The sequence below is a fragment of the Pseudonocardia yunnanensis genome (assembly GCF_039534065.1).
In the GTDB taxonomy this organism is placed as follows: Bacteria; Actinomycetota; Actinomycetes; order Mycobacteriales; family Pseudonocardiaceae; genus Pseudonocardia; species Pseudonocardia yunnanensis.
This window is the reverse complement of sequence record NZ_BAAAUS010000012.1, coordinates 1-21,431: the sequence shown is the minus strand read 5'-3', so window position 1 is coordinate 21,431 and position 21,431 is coordinate 1. Positions and strand designations below refer to the sequence as shown.

22 protein-coding genes and 1 pseudogene are annotated in these 21,431 nt (G+C 69.0%); 14 read left to right on the top strand and 9 right to left on the bottom strand.

Features of this window, described 5'->3' with window-relative positions; all coding sequences use genetic code 11:
- Positions 1 to 296: 296 nt before the first annotated feature.
- Positions 297 to 1,247 (bottom strand): ATP-dependent DNA ligase, encoded by a 951-nt coding sequence (locus tag ABD743_RS13730; protein WP_344722408.1) that lies wholly within the window; start codon positions 1,245 to 1,247, stop codon positions 297 to 299.
- A 347-nt stretch (positions 1,248 to 1,594) separates the two neighbouring features.
- Here ABD743_RS13730 and catA (ABD743_RS13725) point away from each other — a divergent pair, with 347 nt between their 5' ends.
- Both catA (ABD743_RS13725) and ABD743_RS44485 read left to right on the top strand, forming a co-directional pair.
- Positions 1,595 to 2,446, top strand: a complete 852-nt coding sequence (gene catA / locus ABD743_RS13725) for a catechol 1,2-dioxygenase (RefSeq protein WP_344722406.1) — start codon at positions 1,595 to 1,597, stop codon at positions 2,444 to 2,446.
- A 90-nt stretch (positions 2,447 to 2,536) separates the two neighbouring features.
- On the top strand, positions 2,537 to 2,866 hold the full coding sequence (locus ABD743_RS44485; RefSeq protein WP_379659259.1) for a RidA family protein: 330 nt from the start codon (positions 2,537 to 2,539) through the stop codon (positions 2,864 to 2,866).
- A gap of 355 nt (positions 2,867 to 3,221) precedes the next feature.
- On the opposite strand, the gene ABD743_RS13720 is transcribed toward ABD743_RS44485, so the two are convergent.
- Positions 3,222 to 3,569, bottom strand: coding sequence for a hypothetical protein (locus ABD743_RS13720; protein ID WP_344722404.1), 348 nt, complete (start codon positions 3,567 to 3,569; stop codon positions 3,222 to 3,224).
- 936 nt (positions 3,570 to 4,505) lie between these two features.
- Between ABD743_RS13720 and ABD743_RS13715 the strand changes: the two genes are divergently transcribed.
- The 3 genes from ABD743_RS13715 to ABD743_RS13705 all read left to right on the top strand — a co-directional run bounded on the left by ABD743_RS13715 (position 4,506) and on the right by ABD743_RS13705 (position 6,907).
- On the top strand, positions 4,506 to 5,129 hold the full coding sequence (locus ABD743_RS13715) for an ABC transporter substrate-binding protein (protein WP_344722402.1): 624 nt from the start codon (positions 4,506 to 4,508) through the stop codon (positions 5,127 to 5,129).
- A 237-nt stretch (positions 5,130 to 5,366) separates the two neighbouring features.
- On the top strand, positions 5,367 to 5,570 hold the full coding sequence (locus ABD743_RS13710) for a hypothetical protein (RefSeq protein ID WP_344722400.1): 204 nt from the start codon (positions 5,367 to 5,369) through the stop codon (positions 5,568 to 5,570).
- A 65-nt stretch (positions 5,571 to 5,635) separates the two neighbouring features.
- The gene (locus ABD743_RS13705) at positions 5,636 to 6,907 is read left to right on the top strand and encodes an IS256 family transposase (protein WP_344722427.1); all 1,272 of its coding nucleotides are present in this window, start codon (positions 5,636 to 5,638) and stop codon (positions 6,905 to 6,907) included.
- 141 nt (positions 6,908 to 7,048) lie between these two features.
- Here the strand turns inward: ABD743_RS13705 and ABD743_RS13700 are convergent, their stop codons facing one another.
- The gene (locus ABD743_RS13700) at positions 7,049 to 7,783 is read right to left on the bottom strand and encodes a ComEA family DNA-binding protein (protein WP_344722398.1); all 735 of its coding nucleotides are present in this window, start codon (positions 7,781 to 7,783) and stop codon (positions 7,049 to 7,051) included.
- A gap of 633 nt (positions 7,784 to 8,416) precedes the next feature.
- On the bottom strand, positions 8,417 to 8,824 hold the full coding sequence (locus ABD743_RS13695; RefSeq protein WP_344722396.1) for a tyrosine-type recombinase/integrase: 408 nt from the start codon (positions 8,822 to 8,824) through the stop codon (positions 8,417 to 8,419).
- Here ABD743_RS13695 and ABD743_RS13690 point away from each other — a divergent pair.
- From ABD743_RS13690 to ABD743_RS13680, 3 genes and pseudogenes are all read left to right on the top strand, one after another.
- Positions 8,801 to 9,088, top strand: a pseudogene (locus ABD743_RS13690) (enolase C-terminal domain-like protein); the annotation flags it as partial. The gene ABD743_RS13695 and the pseudogene ABD743_RS13690 sit on opposite strands and share 24 nt — an antisense overlap.
- A 51-nt stretch (positions 9,089 to 9,139) precedes the next feature.
- A complete protein-coding gene (gene catA / locus ABD743_RS13685) occupies positions 9,140 to 9,994 on the top strand; it encodes a catechol 1,2-dioxygenase (RefSeq protein ID WP_344722394.1) in 855 nt (284 codons plus the stop codon).
- Between the two features lie 33 nt (positions 9,995 to 10,027).
- On the top strand, positions 10,028 to 10,312 hold the full coding sequence (locus tag ABD743_RS13680; protein WP_344722392.1) for a muconolactone Delta-isomerase family protein: 285 nt from the start codon (positions 10,028 to 10,030) through the stop codon (positions 10,310 to 10,312).
- A gap of 209 nt (positions 10,313 to 10,521) precedes the next feature.
- Here the strand turns inward: ABD743_RS13680 and ABD743_RS13675 are convergent, their stop codons facing one another.
- Together ABD743_RS13675 and ABD743_RS13670 are read right to left on the bottom strand one after the other, a co-directional pair.
- Positions 10,522 to 11,157 (bottom strand): DedA family protein, encoded by a 636-nt coding sequence (locus ABD743_RS13675; RefSeq protein ID WP_344722390.1) that lies wholly within the window; start codon positions 11,155 to 11,157, stop codon positions 10,522 to 10,524.
- 161 nt (positions 11,158 to 11,318) lie between these two features.
- Complete coding sequence (locus ABD743_RS13670) at positions 11,319 to 11,495, bottom strand: hypothetical protein (RefSeq protein WP_344722388.1); 177 nt, start codon at positions 11,493 to 11,495, stop codon at positions 11,319 to 11,321.
- A 656-nt stretch (positions 11,496 to 12,151) separates the two neighbouring features.
- On the opposite strand from ABD743_RS13670, the gene ABD743_RS13665 reads away from it, so the two are divergent.
- From ABD743_RS13665 to ABD743_RS13655, 3 genes are all read left to right on the top strand, one after another.
- The gene (locus ABD743_RS13665; protein ID WP_344722386.1) at positions 12,152 to 13,456 is read left to right on the top strand and encodes a vanadium-dependent haloperoxidase; all 1,305 of its coding nucleotides are present in this window, start codon (positions 12,152 to 12,154) and stop codon (positions 13,454 to 13,456) included.
- Positions 13,457 to 13,674: 218 nt separating this feature from the next.
- Positions 13,675 to 14,064, top strand: coding sequence for a BlaI/MecI/CopY family transcriptional regulator (locus tag ABD743_RS13660; RefSeq protein WP_344722384.1), 390 nt, complete (start codon positions 13,675 to 13,677; stop codon positions 14,062 to 14,064).
- On the top strand, positions 14,061 to 15,008 hold the full coding sequence (locus ABD743_RS13655) for a M56 family metallopeptidase (protein WP_344722382.1): 948 nt from the start codon (positions 14,061 to 14,063) through the stop codon (positions 15,006 to 15,008). Before ABD743_RS13660 ends, ABD743_RS13655 begins: the two co-directional genes overlap by 4 nt.
- Before the next feature lie 275 nt (positions 15,009 to 15,283).
- Here the strand turns inward: ABD743_RS13655 and ABD743_RS13650 are convergent, their stop codons facing one another.
- Positions 15,284 to 15,874: a COG4315 family predicted lipoprotein gene (locus ABD743_RS13650; protein WP_344722380.1), complete on the bottom strand. Its 591-nt coding sequence runs from the start codon at positions 15,872 to 15,874 to the stop codon at positions 15,284 to 15,286.
- Positions 15,875 to 16,015: 141 nt separating this feature from the next.
- Here ABD743_RS13650 and ABD743_RS13645 point away from each other — a divergent pair, with 141 nt between their 5' ends.
- From ABD743_RS13645 to ABD743_RS13635, 3 genes are read left to right on the top strand one after another with little or no spacing between them, the layout of a single operon-like run.
- Positions 16,016 to 16,597 carry a sigma-70 family RNA polymerase sigma factor gene (locus ABD743_RS13645; protein WP_344722378.1) on the top strand — a complete coding sequence of 194 codons (582 nt, stop codon included), beginning with the start codon at positions 16,016 to 16,018 and terminating at the stop codon, positions 16,595 to 16,597.
- Between the two features lie 51 nt (positions 16,598 to 16,648).
- Complete coding sequence (locus ABD743_RS13640; protein ID WP_344722377.1) at positions 16,649 to 17,152, top strand: RNA polymerase sigma factor; 504 nt, start codon at positions 16,649 to 16,651, stop codon at positions 17,150 to 17,152.
- The gene (locus ABD743_RS13635) at positions 17,149 to 17,838 is read left to right on the top strand and encodes a Rieske (2Fe-2S) protein (protein ID WP_344722375.1); all 690 of its coding nucleotides are present in this window, start codon (positions 17,149 to 17,151) and stop codon (positions 17,836 to 17,838) included. Before ABD743_RS13640 ends, ABD743_RS13635 begins: the two co-directional genes overlap by 4 nt.
- Positions 17,839 to 18,163: 325 nt before the next feature.
- Here the strand turns inward: ABD743_RS13635 and ABD743_RS13630 are convergent, their stop codons facing one another.
- Together ABD743_RS13630 and wrbA are read right to left on the bottom strand one after the other, a co-directional pair.
- Entirely contained in the window at positions 18,164 to 19,339 is a 1,176-nt protein-coding gene (locus tag ABD743_RS13630; protein ID WP_344722373.1) for a cysteine--tRNA ligase, read from the bottom strand.
- 362 nt (positions 19,340 to 19,701) lie between these two features.
- On the bottom strand, positions 19,702 to 20,316 hold the full coding sequence (wrbA, locus tag ABD743_RS13625) for an NAD(P)H:quinone oxidoreductase (protein WP_344722371.1): 615 nt from the start codon (positions 20,314 to 20,316) through the stop codon (positions 19,702 to 19,704).
- Between the last annotated feature and the right edge of the window lie 1,115 nt (positions 20,317 to 21,431).

Genomic DNA, 21,431 nt, shown 5'->3' with positions numbered 1-21,431 from the left:
CGCGCTGCGCAGGCAGGCGACCAGCTCACGCTTGAGCGCACCGCGGCTGTCACTCGCCGGGCTCCGGTTGCGATCGGTAGGCCACCGGCTCGATCCCAATCTCCGCCTCCGCGTCTAACCAGCGGTTTTAGCTCCGCCGGTCGCGTCTACAGTGGACGCGAAGATGGCCGCGATGACTCAGAAACTTCGTCGGTGGCCGCCAGCCTAGGCACCAGGCACAAAGCCTGTCCCGTTCTGACCGGCGGCAGGGAGTCGAGGCAGGCCGAACGCGCTCTTGGTCTCTTGCTCGACGAGGCTTACAGGTCGTCGGCTTGTAAGTCATGGCGGACTCGGCGGAAGGTGGCTGGGTGCCGCCAGACCGGCCGTCCACGCATCATGTCCACTGCTGCGTCGACGTTGAGCTCTACGACCACCGTCGGTGCCACCCGCGTGTACTCGACGGGGGCGGCGTCTCCAAACCTCGCCGGGGGTAGCACGTAGGGCCAGGGGTGCCGCTCGTCGGCGGTCCGCAGTAGGGCGCCGATGGCTCGCCGTGCGTCGCGTGGGAGTGGCCCTGTGCGCCCGGCCACCCGTAGGCGTCCAGCATGGTCTCGGCGGCCGAGGACAAGTGCCACTGGCGTGTTGAGCGGGCCCAGTGCACCGCCTACGACGGCCTCAGCGCTTGTCCTGATCTTGATCTTCCGCCAGGCCCGCCGCGATGGCAGGTATCCGTGGTCGAGGCGCTTTGCGACGACGCCCTCGATGCCTGCGTCGAGGTGCCCTGTGAGCCATGCGCGGGCGGCATGACCGTCGGTGGTCATCGGGGCGACCGCGAGCGGCGGGACGGCATCATCGAGTAGCTGCAGGAGCAGTGCGCGGCGGATCCGGTAGGGGTGTGCGCGTAGGTCCGTGCCCCCTGCGGCGAGCACGTCGAACACGACGAACGTCGCCGGCGCTTCGGCGGTAGCGTGGGGTGGGTCGGCCAGGCGGTGTTGCAGCGCCATGAAGTCCAGCCCGTCTGCCCGGCACACGACGAGTTCGCCGTCGAGCACGACGTGGCCGCCGAACCGTTCGGCGATCCCGTCGACGATCTCGGGAAAGTAGCGTGTGAGGGGCCGGTGCTGGCGGGAGTGGAGCCGCACGCGCCGGCCTTCTGCGATTGCGATCGCACGGAAACCGTCGAACTTGGGCTCAAACGCCCACGGTCCTGCTGTGGGCAGGTCCGATGCTGGTCGGGCGACCATCGGCTGGACGGGAAGGCGGAGCACGTCAGGACGGTAAGCACGTCACTTGCCGTTGAACTGCGGCGGACTCTCCGCGTCTGGTGTGCGCGCATCCGTGGTCGTCCGCGGCCACGGATCGACCACGTCACCGCCGATCCGCCTTTGGCGTCTTGAACGCCAGCACGTGGTCATTGGAAGGGCGTGATCAGGCGGTCGGGTGCGGTGTGTCCCGCTCAGCGGGACGCAGTGCTGGACCGTTTATCCGCGTGCTGGTGGTCTGATCGGAGTGTCGGCCGGCGCAGCGCCTCTCAGGCGCATTTGTCTCACGCAGTAAGCCAGGGATATCGAGTGATCGAGCGACCAGCCCTACCACTACTGAATAGAGGGGCGCAATGACGCACTCAACCGAGCTGGACATCAGTACCGCCGACATCGGCAACGCCACCAGAACCTTCCAGGAGAAGAAAAGGACTTCGCTGGCCGGCACCAGCCAGGAGCGCGTTGCCGAATTGACCACCGAAGTCCTCACGGCGATCCACGATGTGATCCGACGGCACGAGCTCACCTATGCCGAGTACGACGCACTCAAGGCATGGCTGATCAAGGTTGGTCAGGACGGCGAGTGGCCTCTGTTCCTCGACGTGTTCGTCGAACACGCGGTCGAGGGCGTCGCGACGGCGAATCGGCCGGGCAGCAAGGGATCGATCCTGGGCCCCTTCTACGTCCCTGGCGCGCCGCGCGCCGAGGGTGAGATCACCCTGCCGATGCGGGCCGACGAGCCGGGCACACCGCTGCTGTTTCGGGCGCACGTGCGCAGCGCCGACGGCACGCCGTTGCCCGGCGCTCAAGTCGACGTCTGGCAATCCGACGCCGACGGCCTCTATTCGCAGTTCGCTCCCGGGATCCCGGAGTGGAACCTGCGCGGTGTCGTGATCGCCGACGGCGGTGGCCGGGTCGCGATCCGCACCATGGACCCCGCGCCCTACCAGATCCCGCACGACGGGGCGACCGGTCAGCTCATCACGGCGGCGGGCTGGCACGCCTGGCGGCCCGCGCACCTGCACTTCAAGGTCATGGCCGACGGACATCAGGTGCTCACCTCCCAGCTCTACTTCACCGGTGGCGCGTACACCGACGCGGACGTGGCATCAGCCGTCAAGCCCGAACTAATGCTCGACCCGACGCCGGCCGCGGACGGCGCGGGTAACGAGGTCGACTACGACTTCGTCCTTGCCCCCATCTGATAAGTGCGCGTCCGAGGCTGATCGCTGACTGCTGATCGAATCACTCGAGTCAAGGCCCCGGAGATCCCTGGCGTCTCCGACAGTGTCCGGGTGACGGCTGGCGATCTTGTATTCATCTCTGGCGCCGTCGGCTCGCCGGAGAGCGGGGGAGCAGGGAGCCCCCGAGGATTTCGACGAGGGAGTCGAGCTCGTCCTGAAGGAGCTGGATCGGGCATTGAGGGGCGACGTGCTATCTCCCAGAATCTCGTGCGGATCGATGTATATGTGACGAATCTCGACTCGGAGAAGTTGTGTATATTTCGGGAAGTACGAGACAGGTGGGTTGATCCCGACTTGGTCCCTGCAAGCACCTTTTCTGGGATCATGCGACTATTCGACGAGCGGATCATTATCGAGATCGATGCTATTGCTGCGGTATGAGAGGTCGCGTCGCTCTTCGAGACCCTTGGAGCTGGTTGCCTCTGGTCTTTCTAGTGATCGGGCGGAGCTGCAAGTCTCTCCAGTTGTTAGGTGCGCGTACGTACACGGGCCTCGTCTAGTAGCCCACGGCTCTTGGCTGAACTGGATCGAGGCCGAGTTCGCTGCGCTGCGCTTCTTCGCCCTCAACGGAATCGACCACCGGACCAGACCCAGCAGAACACCGCCAACGCCAGCTTAGTGGGCTTACACAACTTCAGGGCCCGGCTCGAGGTCGACTTCGTAATCGGCTCATTGATCCGGACCTGGACCGATTATTCGGTCGAGACATCGTGATAGATGGGCGCAGTCCGCGGGCTCAGGGGAGGAAGAGCCGAACGATGTGATATTCGGCAGCGTCCCTACGCTCGGGGTGGAACTCGAAGTTCGCGGACACCAGTCCGGTTGCACCGCTCAGCCGGCCCGTGCCCTCCACCTGCCATGTCACAGCACCGCGCAACGTGCCCTCCTCGGCGGAGGGTTCGATAACCCCTGCGCCGACTGTGGTCAGCTGCAGGCCGGCGCCATCGAAGACGATCTCGCCCGCCTCTACGAAGGCGGTCTGACCGGTCACCGTGACGCGGGTCTCGTAGGCCGCCGCGGTCGGCACCCAGGAGTCGTCACCCTCCAGGAGGGTTACCGAGCCCGGTCCGGAATTCACGTTCATGCTGGGCGGGTCTCCTGTGGGCGACGTTGTCTGCGTTTCGAACCCCAAGAGCAGGATTAATCGTCGCATGCTGTACTCCTTGCGCGGACTCGGGTCGTACCGTCCTTCCGCGGCGGCGGAAGCTTCGGTGAGGGTGTTACGCCACGGCGCTGCGCATGTCGCGCGCGATCGAGGTTTCTCAGACCGCGCTTACCGGTCGGCCGAGCGCCGTCGAAAGGTCGAGCGGAGCGCGCGAAGGATCTGTGCCGCCTCCCGACGGATGCTCATGGGTGGGAAGGGTGCGGCCAGGTTCCAAGTATGTCCACGGTCATGTCCAGCCCGGCGGGACTCCTGCTGGATGCCCCGCTTCAACCGATAAGGATCGCTGCCATGAGCCGGGTCTTCAACGTGAAGGTAGGCCAGTCCTGTCTCGCGGTCGCTGCGGCGGGGGACCGCTCCCGATGGTCCGGAGCGAACGGCAAAGTCGTCGCGGAGAACAGTCCGCAGGGACGGCACGATAGCCCAGGTCAGGCGACACGAGGCAGCATGCGATGGCATAGACCCGGTGGGCAGCGTCCGCCTTCACACTGAACTGTTCGGCGGCATCCTGCAGGCACATCGGTAGTCCTTGACGTCAGCGCGGGTGTCAGCGGGGTGTCATGCGACCCACGGGCTCCGCCCGCACCCGGCACCGCTTCTAAGGTGGGGGAAGGCAGCGGGGTGGTGATCTCCTCACGGCGCGCCGAGACGGCGGCTTGGCAGGGACGAGCCCGCCGCGAGACCTCCGATCGTGCTGAGGGTCAAGTCGGGGGTGGTGGCGGTTCTGGCGCTCGCTCGCGGAGGGGCCTTGAATCGGGTCGTAGCGCCGTCGGGTTCGGAGGCAGTGGTGGTGTTGGCCGATCAGAGCATTGCCTTCGTCCGGCACGTTGACCGGCTTACAACCGGTTCCACCGGGAGGTGACCCTTCAGCAGCGGGCCGCGTACAAGTGCGAGGACGCCGAGCTGTGCCCCTTCCACACGCAGGCGGCCTCCGACGAGTGGCCGGCGTTCGACCAGGCGAAGGCCAAGCAGCTCGTCGACGCCTACCGCGCCTCCGGCGGCAACCCCGACTTCACGTTCAAGACCACGACCGCCCGGCAGGCCTTCGCCGAGTTCATCCAGGCCCAGATGGCGGCGATCGGCATCAAGGTCGACGTCAAGACCTACGACCTGGCGCAGTTCTCCTCGTCGGTGCTGCAGAGCAACGACTTCCAGCTCACGAGCTGGGTGGGTCCCTTCGACTACCCCGACCCCGCCGTGGCGCGGATCCTGTCCACCACCGGTAACGGCAACTACGGCAAGTACTCCAACCCGCAGGTCGACCAGTGGCTGACCGATGCCTCGGAGACCACGGACCCGGCCCAGCGCACGAAGGACTACCAGCAGGTCGAGCTGCAGGTCGGCAAGGATCTCCCGCTCGCCTTCTTCACCCGCAGCTACCTGTCCACGATCACGAAGAAGGACGTCAAGGGCATCGACCGGCTCATCTCCCAAGACGTGTGGTGGGCCACCACCTGGCTGGACCGACCGTCCGGACAGTGACCCCGTGCGCAGGCGCGGAGGGCGATCCGTTGAGCAAATCTGTCTGCGGGAAGTCTGAGGCCCGTCGGGCCTGTAGCGGAGGCTCGTGACACGGTCCAGATCCTCGCTCCGGTCGCCCCTCAGGTTGCTGAAGTTGCCACACCGCGGGGACACTCCCGCGAACCGATCGTCTGCCGTGGACGCGATGACTGCAACAATGACTGCGAAAGTCTGTTGTCGACCTCCAGGACCGCCAGCATGTACACGGGCGAGGCCGCGCTGACAGCAGCCTGCACGCGGGACCCCTCGGCGTCCACACGCAGCCGCGCGGCCTCCGCGCTCATACCGACGCGGCAGGATCTCGTTCTGTCGCACGCCCTGCTGCGCCCGCCCCTCCACGGCCGGGTACGGGCGCTACTCGCCGATCCCACCGCGATCTGTATCTCGGGACTGTGGATCTAACGGTGTTTACGGCCTGACGCGCTCAGCCTGATGGCGGGCGGGAAGGTGCCGTGTTGACCGCGAGACTGAACGACGTGGCGAAGAAGGAGCCGGGCGAGGAGTCAGCTGAGCAGCAGGCCGCGGTCGAGCTGGTGCGGCTGGCGAAGGAGCAGGGTCTGTCGTTGACCGGCCCTGACGGGCTGCTCAAGCAGTTGACCAAGACGGTCGGTGAGACCGCGCTGAACGAGGAGATGACCGAGCACCTCGGATATGACAAGAACGACCGCAACGACACAGGCTCGGGAAACACTCGTAACGGCACCCGGTCGAAGACGGTGCTGACCGAGGCCACCGGTCATGTCGAGATCGACGTGCCCCGAGACCGTGCGCGCACCTTCACCCCGCAGATCGTCAAGAAGCGCCAACGGCGGCTGTCCGGGGTGGACGAGGTCGTGCTGTCGCTGTATGCGAAGGGGCTGACCACGGGCGAGATCAGCGCGCACTTCGCCGAGATCTACGGGGCGTCGGTCAGCCGCGAGACCGTCTCCCGGATCACCGACAAGGTGATCGAGGAGATGAACGACTGGTCGGTGCGCCCACTGGATGAGATCTACGCCGCGGTGTTCATCGACGCCATCGTGGTCAAGATCCGCGACGGTCAGGTGGTCAACCGGCCGGTCTATGCCGCTATCGGCGTCACGTTAGATGGCGAACGCGACATCCTGGGGTTGTGGGCCGGCAGCGGTGGTGAGGGCGCGAAGTTCTGGATGAGCGTGCTGACCGACCTGCGCAACCGCGGCGTGCGTGACGTGTTCTTCGTCGTGCGTGACGGTCTCAAGGGGCTGCCCGAGGTGGTCTCCAACGTATGGCCGCAGACGATCGTGCAGACCTGCATCATCCACCTGATCCGCAACACCTTCCGGCTCGCGTCCAAGCGGGACTGGGACGCGCTGCGACGCGCGGTCAAGCCGATCTACACCGCGGTCAACGCCGCCGCGGCCCGGGCCGCGTTCGAGCAGCTCGCCCACACCTGGGGACAGCGCTACCCGGCGATCCTCAGGTTGTGGGACAACGCCTGGGACGAGTTCATCCCGTTCCTGGACTACGACGTGGAGATCCGCCGGGTGCTGTGCAGCACCAACGCGATCGAGAGCCTCAACGCACGCTACCGGCGGGCGATCAAAGCTCGCGGGCACTTCCCGTCCGAGCAGGCCGCCCTGAAGTGTCTTTACCTCATCACCCGCTCCCTGGACCCGACCGGGACCGGCCGGGCACGATGGGCCGTGCGCTGGAAGCCGGCCTTGAACGCGTTCTCGATCACCTTCGGCAACCGGTTCCCGGCCGCTGAGACCTACTAACCCGACGCCGGAAACACCGTTAGCGAGACAGTCCCTGTATCTCGGCTCCGTCCGAGGGTGTGCCGCTTGACCTCGGTGTGTTCTTGTGAACGGTGCGGTCTGTATTCGTGCTGGTCGGTGGCGGGGAGTCCGTGTGCTGGGTTAGCCGGTGATCAGAACCGCTCGGTCGCGGATGCGGTCCCAGAGCGGGAACGGGATCTCGGTCAAGGTGAAGACGTCGTCGACCGAAGTGAAGGTGATGCCGGCCGCGCGGGCGTTCACGATCAGCGTGGCGATGGCGAGCTCGATTCCGCAGGTGTTCGCGATCGCGGCTGCCGGGGCGCTGTTGAGGTCGACGAGGCCGCCGTCGTCGTAGGTGCGGGGGAGGTCGGGCCGGCCGATGCGGAGTTCGCGAGCCATCAGTGGGTCGGTGGCTGCAAGGCGGCGCGCCTCGTCGCGGCGGGCGCGGGCGGCCAGGACGGCGGCGACGGCCGGGTCGGCTGGCAGGTCGGCGCGGTGGAGTTCGGCGGGGGCGGGCTGGGCGTCGGCGTGGAGTGGCCAGATCTGCTGGCGCAGCACGACCGAGTGCACGACGGCGATGATCATGAGGCCGAGCGCGAGGCCGCCCACGTTCACCGTGCCGGTGAGGTTGAAGAGCGTGATGACGGCGGCGGTGTAGAGCGCGGTCCACAGCCAGGCCAGGGGCTTGCGGGTGCGGATGGCGGCGTGCAGGAAGGGGACGAAGCTGAGGGTGCCGGCGGAAAGGACGACGACGAACAGGTACCAGCCGCCGCGGGCGAACCAGCTCAGTGGGCCTCGGTGGGGGCGGGACACTGTGGGGGCCGCTGAGGCAGCCTGGGCTGGACGGCCGTGGGGGCCGGGCATCGGTGTGGTCATGGATCCCCCGGTTCGGTGACGCCGCAGCTTGCGGTGTTGGCAGGTGGTGTCTGCGGGCGCGCAGCCTTCCAGGCGGGGTTGTCGCTTCCACGGCAGGAGTTGTTACCGGTAGTGGTCGGACGCTGTTTCTCGCTTGCTGTGGTTACGGGCGAAGCCTGGGCTGGTGCGCGTCGTGGTCGACCAGTGGGCAAGGGACCCTGCTGGCGGGCGCACGGTCAGGGGGCGTCGCGCGTGTGACAGGGCGCGGGCCCAGAAGCGGGGACCGGCCTCGGTGAGCATCACCGTGGACGCCGCGCTCGTCGGCACCCAGGATCGGCATCGCAGCCGGCGGCGGCCCGCGCTCATGCCCTTCTGGCCGAGCCAGTTGAAGGGATCAGGGGCTTCGCACGGACTGACCGCTGAGCGGGCCGCCAGCGTGGCACTCATCTTGTAAACACAGATGTAAACAGGACGCACGCAAACGCCGGTGCACGCGTGAGACGAATTCGGTGCTGTCGGATGGTTGCTGCAGGTGGGCACGGGTTTCTTGAGACAGGGCGAGACGGTCCAAAGTGCCGCCTCCCACTTCACACCGAAGAGGTCACTGGTTCGATCCCAGTATCGCCCACCGCCGAACGGCCTGGTCAGGAGCTTCTAATGGAGCTCAGGACCGGGCCGTTTTGCTGTGCGGGGTCGGGGTGTGTGACTACCTGAGTGACTACGGGTTTGGGTGGGAAAGACTCGGTCCATGATGGTTGCACCGTCGTTGATCACTGGCCTGAGTTGTTTGCGGTAGACGGTCTCGGTGACGGCCGAGCCGCCGGCGTGTCCGACCAAGCGGGCGATGTGGTCGATGGGGACGCCCTTGTCCGACAGTAGTGATACGAAGCTGTGGCGTAGCTCGCGTGGTGTCCAGTCTTTGGCGTTGAGGCCTGCCGCGGTGGCGATGCGGCGGAAGCCGCGCCGGACGTTCGCGGCGCCGAGTGGGGTGCCGGCTTCGGAGGCGAAGACGAGGTCGTGGTCGGCCCAGCGGCCTGAACCTACTCCCAGCGCGTACTGCACCTGTGCGAACGGCTCGGCGTCGAGGTCGTGATGGGCAACCAGATCGACGGGCAGATCGGGTCGCTGTGCAGCGCGGCGTTCGGCGCGGCGTTCGAGCTCACGTCCCGCAGGCCCGCCGAGCTCTCCGACCTCCTCGACATGTCAGACGACCTGCTCGCCGAACCGTTGCAGATCACCGGCGGCACCCTCCACGTCCGTGAAGGCGCCGGTCTGGCCATCGAGATCGAGGAGGACAAGCTCACGCACTACCGCCAGGACGGCTAGCGGCCGACCTGACGTGCGAAAGACCCACTCACCACGGAATTGAGGCACGCAATGACGCAGGCAACCGAGTTGGACGCCACCGCCGCCGAGACCGGCGCCAACGCCACGAAGGTCTTCCAGGCGAAGGCAAAGGCTCCGACGGCCGGCACCAACCAGGAGCGCGTCGCCGAACTGGCGACCGAAGTGCTCGCCGCGATCCACGACGTGATCCGCCGCCACGAGCTCACCTACTCCGAGTACGACGCCCTCAAGGCGTGGCTGATCAAGGTCGGTCAGGACGGCGAGTGGCCGCTGTTCCTCGACGTGTTCATCGAGCACGCGGTCGAGGAGGTCGTCAACGCGGATCGGCCGGGCAGCAAGGGGACGATCGAGGGTCCCTTCTACGTCCCCGGTGCGCCGAGGGCCGACGGTGAGGTCACGCTGCCCATGCGCGCCGACGAGGCGGGCACACCGCTGTTGTTCCGGGCGCATGTGCGCAGCAGGGACGGTGCGTCGCTGCCCGGAGCGCAGGTCGAGGTCTGGCAGGCCGACGACGCCGGCTTCTACGGCCAGTTCGCTCCCGGGATCCCGGAGTGGAACCTGCGCGGAGTCGTGATCGCCGACGCCGACGGCACCGTCACGATCCGCACCATCCAGCCCGTGCCGTACCAGATCCCGCACGATGGTGCGACCGGTCAGCTCATCGCCGCCGCCGGCTGGCACGCCTGGCGGCCGGCGCACCTGCACTTCAAGGTCGTAGCCGCGGGACACCAGCTTCTCACCACGCAGCTCTATTTCGCGGGTGGCGAGTACATCTCCAACGACGTGGCCTCGGCGGTAAAGCCGGAGCTCATGCTCCACCTGAAGCCCGCTGCGGATGGCAACGGCAACGAGGTCTCCTACGACTTCGTCCTCGCCCGCGCCTGACACAGGAACGGACGAAGGAAGCAAGGAGAAGCGGTGCTGTACGCCGTACGGATGGACGTTGCCATCCCGTCCGACCTCGTCCCCTCCGATCGTGCTGACCTACTCGCCAGAGAACGGGCCTACAGCCAGGAGCTGCAACGTTCCGGCAAGTGGCTCTACATCTGGCCCGTGGTCGGGATGTACTCGAATCTCAGCATCTTCGACGTGCTCGACAACGACGAACTGCATGAGATCCTCTGGGGACTCCCGTTGGTCCGGTACATGACGATCACCGTCACGCCAATGGCGAAACATCCCTCCGATATTCACGCGGGCTGAACCTCAGTGCACTGCCCCGCTAGGCGGATGCGACGGCGTCGGCGGGTCGATGGGCTGGGTCGTGGCGACCGTGTATCCGAGTCGCCACGACCATCCCGGTCAACTCGACCAGCGGGCCCACCGACGAGCCCGTGGTAGCGCCGCGTGCGCATCGCCATGATCAACATCTGGCTACGCACCCTCGCCGCCAGGACTTTGTTGAACGCGTCCTAGTCGGCCGGCTCCTCGGCGTACTTGTCGGCCATCCGCTCGGTCTTGCGCTTGACCAAGAAGCCGATCGTCAGGCCGGCCACCAGGGCTACAGCCAGGCCGATCCAGGAGAAGCGGCTCAGCCACGTCTCGGCCACGACCCCAAGGTAGTAGACGGCGAACGTCGTGCCGGCGGCCCAGCAGATACCGCCCAGGACGTTGGCGGCGAGGAACTTGGGGTAGCGCATCTTCAACGCTCCGGCGAGCGGCCCGGCGAAGATCCGCAGTAGCGCGATGAACCGGCCGAAGAAGACCGCGAGCACGCCCCAGCGGGTGAAGACGCGCTCCGCGAAGTTCACGTTCCTGGGCCCGAAGTGCTTCGGGAACCGTCTACCGAGCCAGTCGAACAGCGACCGGCCGTGGTGGCGCCCGATGCCGTAGCCGATCGAGTCGCCGACGATGGCTCCGGCGGAGCCGGCGACAGCGATCCAGAGCGGCGAGACGCCCAGCTCGTGACGCGACGACAGCAATGCGGCGCTGACCAGGACGATCTCACCGGGCAGCGGGATGCCCAGGCTCTCGATACCGATCACGCCGCCCACGATCAGGTACACGAGCAGCGGCGGAATTGCCTGGAGCAGGCTGTCGACCGACATGGATGTCATCCCCCGATGCGGTGGCCACGCGGCCGGTTCGGAGCCTACCGGGACAGAGAATGCTGCTGGCCTCGACGAGTGCAGGAGGGAGCGCCTGCATTGGATGGAGCAAGATTGGCACGGCGCCGCCGCCGTGATCCTCCCGGGTTCCCCTGCAGCAACTACGCGATGAAGGGCCAGGTGGTCTGCCGCACCCAGCGCGGCGCCTCCCCGCGGGCCTGCGCGGCCGCTGAACGCCGGCTGGTGCTGCAGGCGATCGTGGTGCGGACGAGCGGCCACTCGGCCTCCTCCCGCGTTGCGACTACCCCGTCGCGGTCCTCGTGGACATCGAGCCGCACACGCGGCGGGCGAGGGACGTCGCTGCGGCCCCGTCCTGGACGTAGCAGTCGAAGAACGCGAGCTGGACCACCCGCTAGGACAAGACCGCCACGTCCTACCAGGCCATGATCGACCTCACGACCCCTCCAGATATGGCTTTGAGGACAGCTCTTAAAGCCGCCGGCGATTGCGGGTCGGTCGAGAGCTATTGGAACCCTTCCCTGCGGCTCGGGCATGCTGTGGCCGGCAAGGTGACATCGTCACTGCCTCGTTGCTGCCGCGGTGCCTGGTGAAGCAGCGGCCCTGAGCGGCGGCCCGGCTGAAGGAACCTCGCCGGGCGGCCGCCCAGCCGAGGCCGAGCAGGGTGACCAGGACGGCGACGACGCTCGCGCCGACCGACGACAGCGCGGGGCACAGCGCGGCGGAAACGGTGGCGACCTTGACCGCAACGTCGCAGCATCGGCGCGTCCAGCGATCGGCGCGCCGCTCCCTGTCCATGTCCCCTTACACGGTGCCCGTGACCCCGAGCGCTCAACCAGCGGCGATTTCGGGTCGAGAACGGCCGTCGAGCACGGCGAGCTCTCCTATCCGTGTTAGTAGACGCCGCCGGAATTCCGGCGGCCGGGGCGGCCGCCGCGCCGGCCCGACACGTCCGTCAGATGGGGCAGCCATGCACATGAGAACCACGACCCTCGTCATCCTCGCCACCGCGGCCGTCACCGTGGGCCTCGCCGTGCCGGCCCTGGCTACCTCGGGCGGCGCCGCGTCCACCACGGTGGCCGGCGCCCCCGGGTCCGGGCAGTCGGTCGTCGACTGGAACCGTGAGCTGATCTCGATCCTCGGCACCCCGAACGCCCAGCCTGCCACGGTCCACCCCACCCGCGGCTTCGCGATGCTGCAGGCTGCGGAGTACGACGCGGTCGTGTCGATCACGAAGGCGGCGCCGCCCTACGGTTCCGCCGTCCCTGCACCCGACGGTGCCCGTCCCGACGCGGCCGCGGACCAGGCCGCCCACGACGTCCTCGTCGCGCTCTACCCCGGGATGCGTGCCGGCCTCGACGCGAGGCTGAACGGCCAGCTGGCCGGCATCCCCGACGGCAAGCCCGAGCAGGACGGGGTTGCGGTCGGGGCCGCCGCGGCCCGGCAGATCGTCGCGCTGCGCGCCTCGGACGGCGCGGCGGCGACCGCGGCGCCGTTCACCCCCGGTACCGCCCCCGGCGACTACCGGCCGACCCCGCCCAAGTTCGCCGCGCCGATGTACACCGGCTGGGGGTCGGTCACGCCGTTCTTGCTCACCAGCCCGCAGCAGTTCCAGCCGGCCGCACCGCCGCCGGTGAGCAGCCGCGAGTACGCCACCGCGCTCGCCGAGGTGCGCGACCTCGGGCGCGACACCAGCATGTCACGCACCCCGGATCAGACCGTGGCCGGGAAGTTCTGGAGCGCGTCGCCGATCTGGAACACGTGGAACCAGATCACCCAGCAGCTCGTGACAGACCGGCACGCTGATCTCGCGCAGGCGACCGCGGTGTTCTCCGCGCTGGACCTGTCGCTGGCCGACACAACCATCGGGCTGTACGACGCGAAGTACACCGACCACGTTTGGCGTCCGGTCACTGCCGTGCAGCAGGGTGCGACCGCAGGGAATCCGGGCATCACCGGCGACCCGACGTGGAACCCGCTCACCCCGACCGCCACCGACCCGTCCTACCCGGGCGCGCACAGCGCACTGAGCGAGGCGGCCGCGACCGTGCTCACCGCGTTCTACGGCCCGCGCCAGGCGGTGACGGTCACGTCGGCGGCCGACCCCGGGGTGAGGCGCCGATTTGCGAACCTCGCGGACGCGGCGCAGGAGGCCGGCCTGAGCCGGATCTGGTCCGGCCAGCACACCCGGATCGACCACGAGGCCGGCCAGCAGCTGGGGCACCAGGTCGCCGAGGTGGCGCTGAGCGCCCTCCAGGTGCACCTGGTCGATGCGGGCTGACGCCCGGCAGCCGACTGCGTCCGCCCGCGCCACCGCGCCGTCCCACCCGGGCCGGCGCGGTGGCTTTCCGGCGGCATCGGAGCCGTCCGTCCCGGCGGTGCGGTGTAACCACGGTCGGTATCCCCTGTACGGCACTGCGCGGCGCGGCGCTGAACGCTTCGGGGGTTACGGTCCGTGTGAGGCAGAGAGGCCGATCGTCTCGAGCCCGGAGGTGCCCGATGCCGTTGCCGCGCCGGTCCCGCCCGTTCGGCGATCTGGAGGCTGCAGTGATGGACCTGCTGTGGGACGCGGGGCGCCCGTTGCTGGTGCGCGAGGTGATCGACCTGATGCAACGGCAGCGGGCGCCCGCCTACACGACGGTCATGACGGTCATGGACAACCTTCACCGCAAGGGGTGGCTCGAACGCGAGCGCGACGGGCGGGCCTGGCGCTACGCACCAGTACTCAGCCGGCAGTCGTACACGGCGCAGCTGATGCACGAGGCCCTCGCGGTCAGCGACGACCGGGCCGGTGTCCTGGCGCGCTTCGTCGCGGAGATCGACCCCGCCGACGCCGCCGCGCTCGCCGCGGCGCTGCAGGAGGCGCCCGATCCGGGGAGGTCGTCGTGACGGTTGGCGGAGCCCTGATCCTCTATGCGACTACCGTCGGGCTCGGCGGGGCGGCCGGCTTCCGCCGCGCCGTCTGGCCACTGCGCGCTCCGCGGCTGGGCGCCGCGGCCGTGCTCGCGGCGGCCTGGTCCGTTCCGCTGGCGTTCCTGCTCGCCGGAATGACGATCATCCTGCCGGCGAGTGCGCTGTTCAGCGATCTCGGCCGGCTCGTGGGGGCGTGTCTCGTCCGATTGCACGCCGCCTACGGCACACCGGCGGGCGCGGGGATCGTCACGGCGGGGCAAGTGCTCACGCTGGCGACGGTGGCCCGCGTGGCGTGGGCGGTGGGCCGGATCGCGCAGCGGCGACGCACCGAGCGGGACCGGCACCGGCTGCTGGTCTGGTTGGCCGGCGGTCACCGGCCGGACGTGCCGGCGGTGGTGATCGACCACCCGGGGGCCGCGGCGTACTGCGTCGCCGGCCCGAGTCCGGCGGTCGTCGTCACCAGCGGGGCGATCGATCTGCTCACTGCGCCGGAGCTGGGCGCGGTGCTCGCCCACGAGCAAGCGCACCTGCTGGGCCGCCACCACCGGTGGAAGTTGGCCGCGGCACTGGCCGCCGAGTCGCTGCCCGTCGTCCCCTTGCTGCGGGACGCCCCCAGCCGCGTCGGTCGGCTGCTGGAGATGGACGCCGACGAGCGCGCCGCCGTACATCACGAGCCGCGGGTGCTCGCGAGCGCGCTGGTGGCGGTGACGTCGGCCAGCCGGCCGGCGGTGGCTCCCGACCCGAGGACGCCGACGGTGGCGGAAGCCGCGGGCGAGGCCGTTGCGCGGGTCCACCGGCTCCTGCGGCCGCCGGATCGGCTGCCGCGCCGGCGGCAGACCCTGATGCGCGCCGCGGTCGTCGCGCTGACTGTGGCGCCGCTCCTGCTGGCGACGGCGCCGGTCCTGGTTGTGCTGCTTTGACGGCCGGACCGGGCACAGGACCGGCTGCGCGGGAGCAGGCCGGCGGCGACCACCAGCACTGCAAACGGGGGGATCCTGCGCCGCTGGCCGGAGGCGACGTGCAGTGACGTGCCGAGGGCGACGCGAGCATCGAGGAGGAACACTCCCTGGTGACCGGTGAACCACGCGCCGTCCGACAGCGGCGTCAGATCGGCGTGGACGTGGGCATCGACCGCCAGAGCGGCGGCGACGACGCGCGGCGCGACGGCGGCCGCCGCCCTGCAGCCGGGTGGCGGTCAGTAGCCATTGCCGGGCATGGGGACCGGTTCCGGCGCGAGCTTCGCCAGCACCGGGTCGTCGGAGTCGATCTTGTCTCCGGCCGGGCTGACGACGTACCAGCCGCCGCCGAAGTTGTCGATGCCCTGCCCCCGGACGTCGCCCGGGCCCTTGTCGCCCGCGAAGTAGTAGAGGGGGTGCCCGTTGTACGTGACCTGAGTGGTGCCGTCGGCGCGCGGGCTGCTGGCGACGAGTCCGGCCTGCACCCCGCCCGCTGCCGGGGGCGCTCCTCCTGTGGTGAGCAGCGGAGGCCACACCTGCGCGCACGCGCCCGAACAGGTCGAGGTCGTGCCTGTGTCGGCCTCGAACAGGTACAGCGCCCGACCGCCGCCGTCGACGAGCGCGTTTCCCGGCTTCAGGGCGGCGACGCCGAGCAGACTTGACGCGGGTGTCCCGTTGCCGGGTGCGGTCACGGTGGGCGGGCTGGCCGCGGGCGTCCCGATGGCGGCGGCCGGTGTGTCGTGCCCGGACATCGCCACGCCGAGAGCGGCGCCGCCACCGGCGAGCACTGCTGCGGCGAGGACGCCGCCGAGGAGGTAGGTGCGGTTCATGGACGCGCCTTTCGTCTGGTCGCCCCTGCGCGAGAGGGTGGGCGGCCGAGGGGCGGTGGCCGTCCACCGTCTCCTAACACGCGTAGTAGATGGGCGGCCGTTCACTGAACGCCGGCGTAACTACTACCCGTATTAGTAGACATGACTCTGGTTCTCTCCCATCCCCGAGGGCCCCACAGCGCGGGCTCCAGCGACGTGGCGCTGCGCGCCCTGTACCGCGACCACGCCGTGGCCCTGCTCGCTTATGCGGAGTGGTTCGCAGGCGACCGGCTGTCCGCCGAGGACGCCGTCCAGGAGACCTTCCTGCGCGCGTGGCGCCACCTGCCCCGGCTACTGGCCGACGGGCGGCCGATGCGGCCGTGGCTGCGGCACGTGCTGCGGCACGTCCTGATCGACGCCGCGCGGACGGCTCGGGCCCACCCTGTCAGCCTGCACGAGGACGTGCCCGTCGAGCACGTCGTCGAGGGCGGCTACGAGTCCTTGCTCGACCGTGGGGTACTCGCCGTCGTACTCCGCGACCTGTCGCCGGTCCACCGCGAGGTGCTCGTGGAGGTGTACTACCGCGACGCGACCTGCGAGCGCGTCGCCGCACGGCTCGGTGTTCCCGCAGGCACCGTCCGTTCGCGGCTCTACTACGCCCTGCGCGCGGTGCGCGACCGGCTCGTCGAGCTTGCGGAGGCCCCGGCGACCGAACCCGCCCTCCGCCGCCTGCGCCCTGCGTAACCCGCCGGCCTACCTACTGGTGTGCCCCGCACAGCTGCGCCACAGTGGTGCATGGCGACCGGCGCGGCCTATCCCGACTGGGAGGCCGTGTACCGGGACAATGTCGACCGGATCTACCGGTTGATGTACGGCAAGGTCGGCAACCGGCCCGACGCGGAGGACCTCACCACCGAGGTGTTCCTGGCGGCGCTGCGGCCGCTGCGCATGTCGGCCAGTGTCGGGGAGGTGCGGGCCTACTTGCTGGCCACCGCGCGCACGGTGCTAGCCGGATACTGGCAGCGCACGCTGGGGCAGGAGGTGACGACGCTGGACGACGAGCACGTCTCCGCGGTGTTCGCCGGGCCGCCCGTCCCGTCGAGCGCCCCGCGCCGGATCTCGATGATCCTTGCCGCGCTCCCCGACCAGTACCGCCGAATCCTCGAGCTGCGGTTCCTTGACTCGTGCTCCGTCCGCGAGGCCGCCGCGGCGCTGGGCGTCAGCCTGGCCAACGCGAAGGTGCTGCAGCACCGGGCCCTTCGCCGGGCCGCCCAGCTGGCCCAGGAGGTGGACCGGTGACCGGCCGCGGGGTGCGCCGCTACCTCGACGACCTGGTCCGCGGCGACCGACCCCGACCGTTCCGGGCCACGCAAGCCGACGCCGACGAGCTGCGCGCAGCGATCGAGCTGCGCGCCGCGCGGCCGGGCGACGACGACCCCCGGGAGAGGTTCCTCGACGAGCTACACGAGCAACTGGCCGCCGAGCTCGCCGGGCCCCGATCTCCCCGACCCGGCACGCCGGTCCTTCGACGCCGGCTGGTCGCTAAGGGCGCCGTGGTCGCGGCGGCTGCGGCGGCGGTCGGCGCGGCGGCGGGCGCGGCGTTGGACCGAGTCCTGACCGGCCACGACGATCGCGGGCCGGGTGCCGGGACCGTGACGCCGACGGCCGGGACCTGGCAGACGGTGGCGGCCGCCTCCCAACTGCCCGAGGGCGCCGTCCGGGCCTTCGATCTGGGCACGGTGGCCGGCTTCGTTCAGCGCACCGGCGGCATCGTGCAGGCGGTCTCGAGCAGCTGCACCCATCAGGGCTGCCGGCTGCGGCTCGACGCGGCGGCCCGCAACCTCGACTGCCCCTGCCACACCACGGTCTTCGCCCTCACCGGCGAGCTGGTTGCCCACCAGCTGCCCGTCGCACCCCCACGGCTTCCGCGGTTCGAGACCAGGGAAGTCGACGGCGCAGTACAGGTGTTCGCGCCAAGGACCTGACCCGTGTCCATCACGATGCCCTGCTCGACCCCGGCGCGCAGCCGCGGAGATCGGATGTGGCCCTTTGCGCGGCCAAAGGTAGGCAGCTGGGCGGTCACGATCGTCACCGAAAGTCCGGGTTTCGCCGCCAGGCGCTGATCAACGGTGAGGTGGCCAGGTCCAGGTCACCTGCCGCGACGTCGCCGCTGAGAACCGTGGACGGTGAGGAGCCCGCGGGTCATCGGTCGCCCAGGCGGGCCTCATCGCGCGAGGGTTCGAAGAGTTCGACGGGGTTGCCAGAGGGATCGTCGATCAAGGCCTGCTTGCCGCCGACACCGTGATCACGTCACTTCGGAGGGGGACTCCTGCCTCCCGGAGCGTCTTGAGGACGGCGGTCAGGTCGTCGACTTCGATCGAGAAGCGGTTCCACCCTCCCGGTGTCGGCATCGTGCCGTCGGGCATGGCCTGGCCACCACCTGGTCCACGTCGGACTGCCAGCCGAGATGTACAGATCCTCGAGCAGCCGTGAAGCTTCCTGGAGCGCGTCCGGCTGGTAGTCCCAGGCCTCGTTCCACCGCCTGTCCAGCAGCATGAGCCGCACAGCGGCACCCGATGCGTCGCGCAGGAGATCGCTTATCAGCACGAGGTTTCCGGTGGACTTGGCCATCTTGAGTCCGTCGAGGCTGACCGTTCCCACCCTGACCTCTCGCCTCGCGAACGGAGTGACGCCTATGGCGGCCCTAGCCATCGCAATCTGGTACGCGTGATGCGGGAACACCAGGTCAGCGCCCCCGGCGAGCACATCCACCACACCGCCGAGCGTGGTGAGCGCCATCGCCGCACACTCCGCATGCCAGCCCGGGCGCCCGGGCCCCCACGGGCTCGGCCACGCCGGATCGCCGCAGCCGGCGGGACGCCAGACAGCGACGTCGAACGGATCGTCCCGCAGGGCGTCATCGGGTCGGTCCCCGTGCTCTGACGACAGCGCCAACGCCTCGTCCCTCGCCAAGCCCACCGAACTCGGCACGTCGGCGCCGCGGAAGAACACATGCCCGTCGCGTACGTATGCGGCACCGGCCGCCAGTAGCGCCGATGCCAACCTGACCACGTGTTCGATGTGGTGGCGTGCGTGCGGTGCGTGTGTCGGGGCCCGGACGTGGAGCGCACGCATGTCCCGGTCGAAGTAGTACTCCTGCGTGAGGCCGAACTCGTCATAGGGGCGACCTCGTTCGGCGGCCGTGCGCGTCAACACGTCATCCACGTCGGTGACGTTGCGCGTGAGAACCGTGTCGACGCCCGTCATGCGGACCACCCGCCCGACCACATCGGCCCACACGAACGTCGAAGCGTGGCCCAGATGCGTCACGTCATACGGAGTGATCCCGCAGACGTAGATCCGGGCAGGAATCGTCAGCGGCAACGGCTCACCCGCCAGCCTCAGCACGTCGAGCGGACTTGCCCTGACGCGCGACTCCTGGACGCTGTAGCTCGAACCACCTGCAAGATCCACCGATCCCGCCATCGCTCCATCGTGGCACGGCGCGTCGGGATCGATGACCCGGCACGTCGGGCTCTTGGCCCTGTTGACGTGTGCGGGCCGACCTAGCTGGCACCTCCTGGCGAGCCGGCCGGTGCCTGCGGCGGCGCTGTCCGGCTTGCGCCTCGCGGTCCTCGAGGAGATCGCACAGGCCGAACTTGCCTCCCGGCAGGTAGGCGCACCGCAATCTCCTGTGCACCTACCTGCCGCGCATCCGACGACCACAATGACGTCGTTCCACCGCGCACCCGTGGGTGGCGGTTGGCACTGGGGCGTGGTCGAGGTCGACCTCGGGGAGTCGTCCTCGCAGATCTCGACCTGTCCGGAGCGGGGAGCGCAGGAAGGGATCAGGCAGCGAGACCGGCCTTGAGCGCCTTGGCGATCGTCACAGCGCGCTGTGCTTGGAACTGGACCGAGGCGATCTCGGTGTCGCCGGGGGGAATTGCGCCGTTGTTCGAGACGTGGCTGGCGCCGTAGGGGTTACCGGCAGCGAACTGGATCGGGTCGGCGTAGCCGGGGGGGACGATGATGGCGCCCCAGTGGTAGAAGGTGTTGTTGAGGGCGAGGATCGTTGACTCCTGACCACCGTGGGTGGTGGCGGTCGCGGTGAACGACGTGGCGATCTTGTTGATCAGCTTGCCTTGGGCCCACAGTGGACCGGTGGTGTCGATGAACTGTTTGAGCTGGGCGGCCGGCAGCCCGAAGCGGGTGGGGGCGCCGAAGATCAGGACGTCGGCCCACAGGAGGTCGTCGTGGGTGGCCTCGGGGATGTGCTGGGTGGCGGCGAGGTGCGCGCCCCAGCCTTCGTTGGTGGCGATGGCCGCGTCGGGGGCGAGCTCGCGGACCTTGCGGAGGCGGATCTCGGCGCCGGCGGCTTCGGCGGCCTTGCTGGCAGCCTCGGCGAGTGCATACACGCCGCCGGTGGCGGAGTAGTAGACGACGGCAGCTCGAACTGTGGTCACAGCGGTGTATTCCTTCTGTCAGTTCTGTCGGTTCTGTCTGATGTCGGATCGAGAGACAGGCGCTTGCGCGACTGAGGCAGCCGGGCGGGCAGGGGAGTTGCGTTACAGAGATTAAATATAACGTAACCCGCTTCCACTGTCATCTGAGGACGCGGTCTCGCGCCCTGCGCGACGTCCTGGCCCAGGTTCCCGGAGGTCTGTCAGGTCCTGGCTCGGGACGGCCGCCGGCGTTGCGCACTGCTCAGCGTCGACAGGGTCCGGGCGTGCTCCTCGTCAGGGGGCGTGAATGGTCGTGGTTCGAGTCGGGGCCGGGGACCAGTCGGGGACCGCGGGATGTGCGCGTGCGTGCTCAAGCAGAGTCGGAGCGCACATCTTGCGTTCGGGTGAGCGCTTGTGACGTGCGCAGATGGCTACCCGCGCGTCCTGGGGGTCAAGGGGTCGCAGGTTCAAATCCTGTCGTCCCGACGGCACGATGGGCGGTTCCCTACGTCGGGGGAGCCGCCCATCAACGTTTCTATCTGCGGAAACCCTGGATCTGGCAGATGCTGTTGATCAGGTGGTGGGTGCGCAGGATCGCCGCTCATGATCGCGTTCCGGTCGTTGATAGCAGCTGGTGATAGCAACGGACTCAAACCGTCAGCTGGGCGTCGAGGTGGTCGAGCGCGGTGCGTTGGGTACTGAGGTTGACATGGCCGTAGACGTTCATGGTCATCTCGATGGCGCTGTGGCCGACGATCTCCATGACCGGTATCGGGCCACAGCGTGGCGATGAGCCGGTCGCGCTGAAGGCCGTCGGGGTGGTCGGCGAGGCAGACCAGTAGTTCGGTGGCGCGCGGCCCGAGGTTGGCGATCCCGACCTCGTCGGCGTCGGCCGGGTCGGTGGGTGTGCTGTCGGGAGGCGTCCTGCGGTGATACAGCGTGGTCGGCCCGAGGATCGACAGCCGTAGTGGGGTAGGCGGGGGCGGTGATGTCTGTTCGGCGTGCCTGGCGTGGTGTCGTGAGATCGCCGGGATCGGCAGGGGTTGTTGGTTCGGTTGGGGCAGGTGCGGGCTGGTGTCGACGGCTCCTCAAGACTGACCCTGTAGCGGCTCGGGAAAGTTGACCCCCCTCCGTGC

Bases quoted from the DNA above. Each gene is read 5' to 3' on its own strand.
- catA (WP_344722406.1), top strand. From the start codon at position 1,595: ATGACGCACTCAACCGAGCTGGACATCAGTACCGCCGACATCGGCAAC.
- ABD743_RS13720 (WP_344722404.1), bottom strand. From the start codon at position 3,569: ATGAACGTGAATTCCGGACCGGGCTCGGTAACCCTCCTGGAGGGTGAC.
- ABD743_RS13710 (WP_344722400.1), top strand. From the start codon at position 5,367: ATGTACACGGGCGAGGCCGCGCTGACAGCAGCCTGCACGCGGGACCCC.
- ABD743_RS13700 (WP_344722398.1), bottom strand. From the start codon at position 7,783: ATGACCACACCGATGCCCGGCCCCCACGGCCGTCCAGCCCAGGCTGCC.
- catA (WP_344722394.1), top strand. From the start codon at position 9,140: ATGACGCAGGCAACCGAGTTGGACGCCACCGCCGCCGAGACCGGCGCC.
- ABD743_RS13675 (WP_344722390.1), bottom strand. From the start codon at position 11,157: ATGTCGGTCGACAGCCTGCTCCAGGCAATTCCGCCGCTGCTCGTGTAC.
- ABD743_RS13665 (WP_344722386.1), top strand. From the start codon at position 12,152: ATGAGAACCACGACCCTCGTCATCCTCGCCACCGCGGCCGTCACCGTG.
- ABD743_RS13660 (WP_344722384.1), top strand. From the start codon at position 13,675: ATGCCGTTGCCGCGCCGGTCCCGCCCGTTCGGCGATCTGGAGGCTGCA.
- ABD743_RS13650 (WP_344722380.1), bottom strand. From the start codon at position 15,874: ATGAACCGCACCTACCTCCTCGGCGGCGTCCTCGCCGCAGCAGTGCTC.
- ABD743_RS13645 (WP_344722378.1), top strand. From the start codon at position 16,016: ATGACTCTGGTTCTCTCCCATCCCCGAGGGCCCCACAGCGCGGGCTCC.
- ABD743_RS13640 (WP_344722377.1), top strand. From the start codon at position 16,649: ATGGCGACCGGCGCGGCCTATCCCGACTGGGAGGCCGTGTACCGGGAC.
- ABD743_RS13630 (WP_344722373.1), bottom strand. From the start codon at position 19,339: ATGGCGGGATCGGTGGATCTTGCAGGTGGTTCGAGCTACAGCGTCCAG.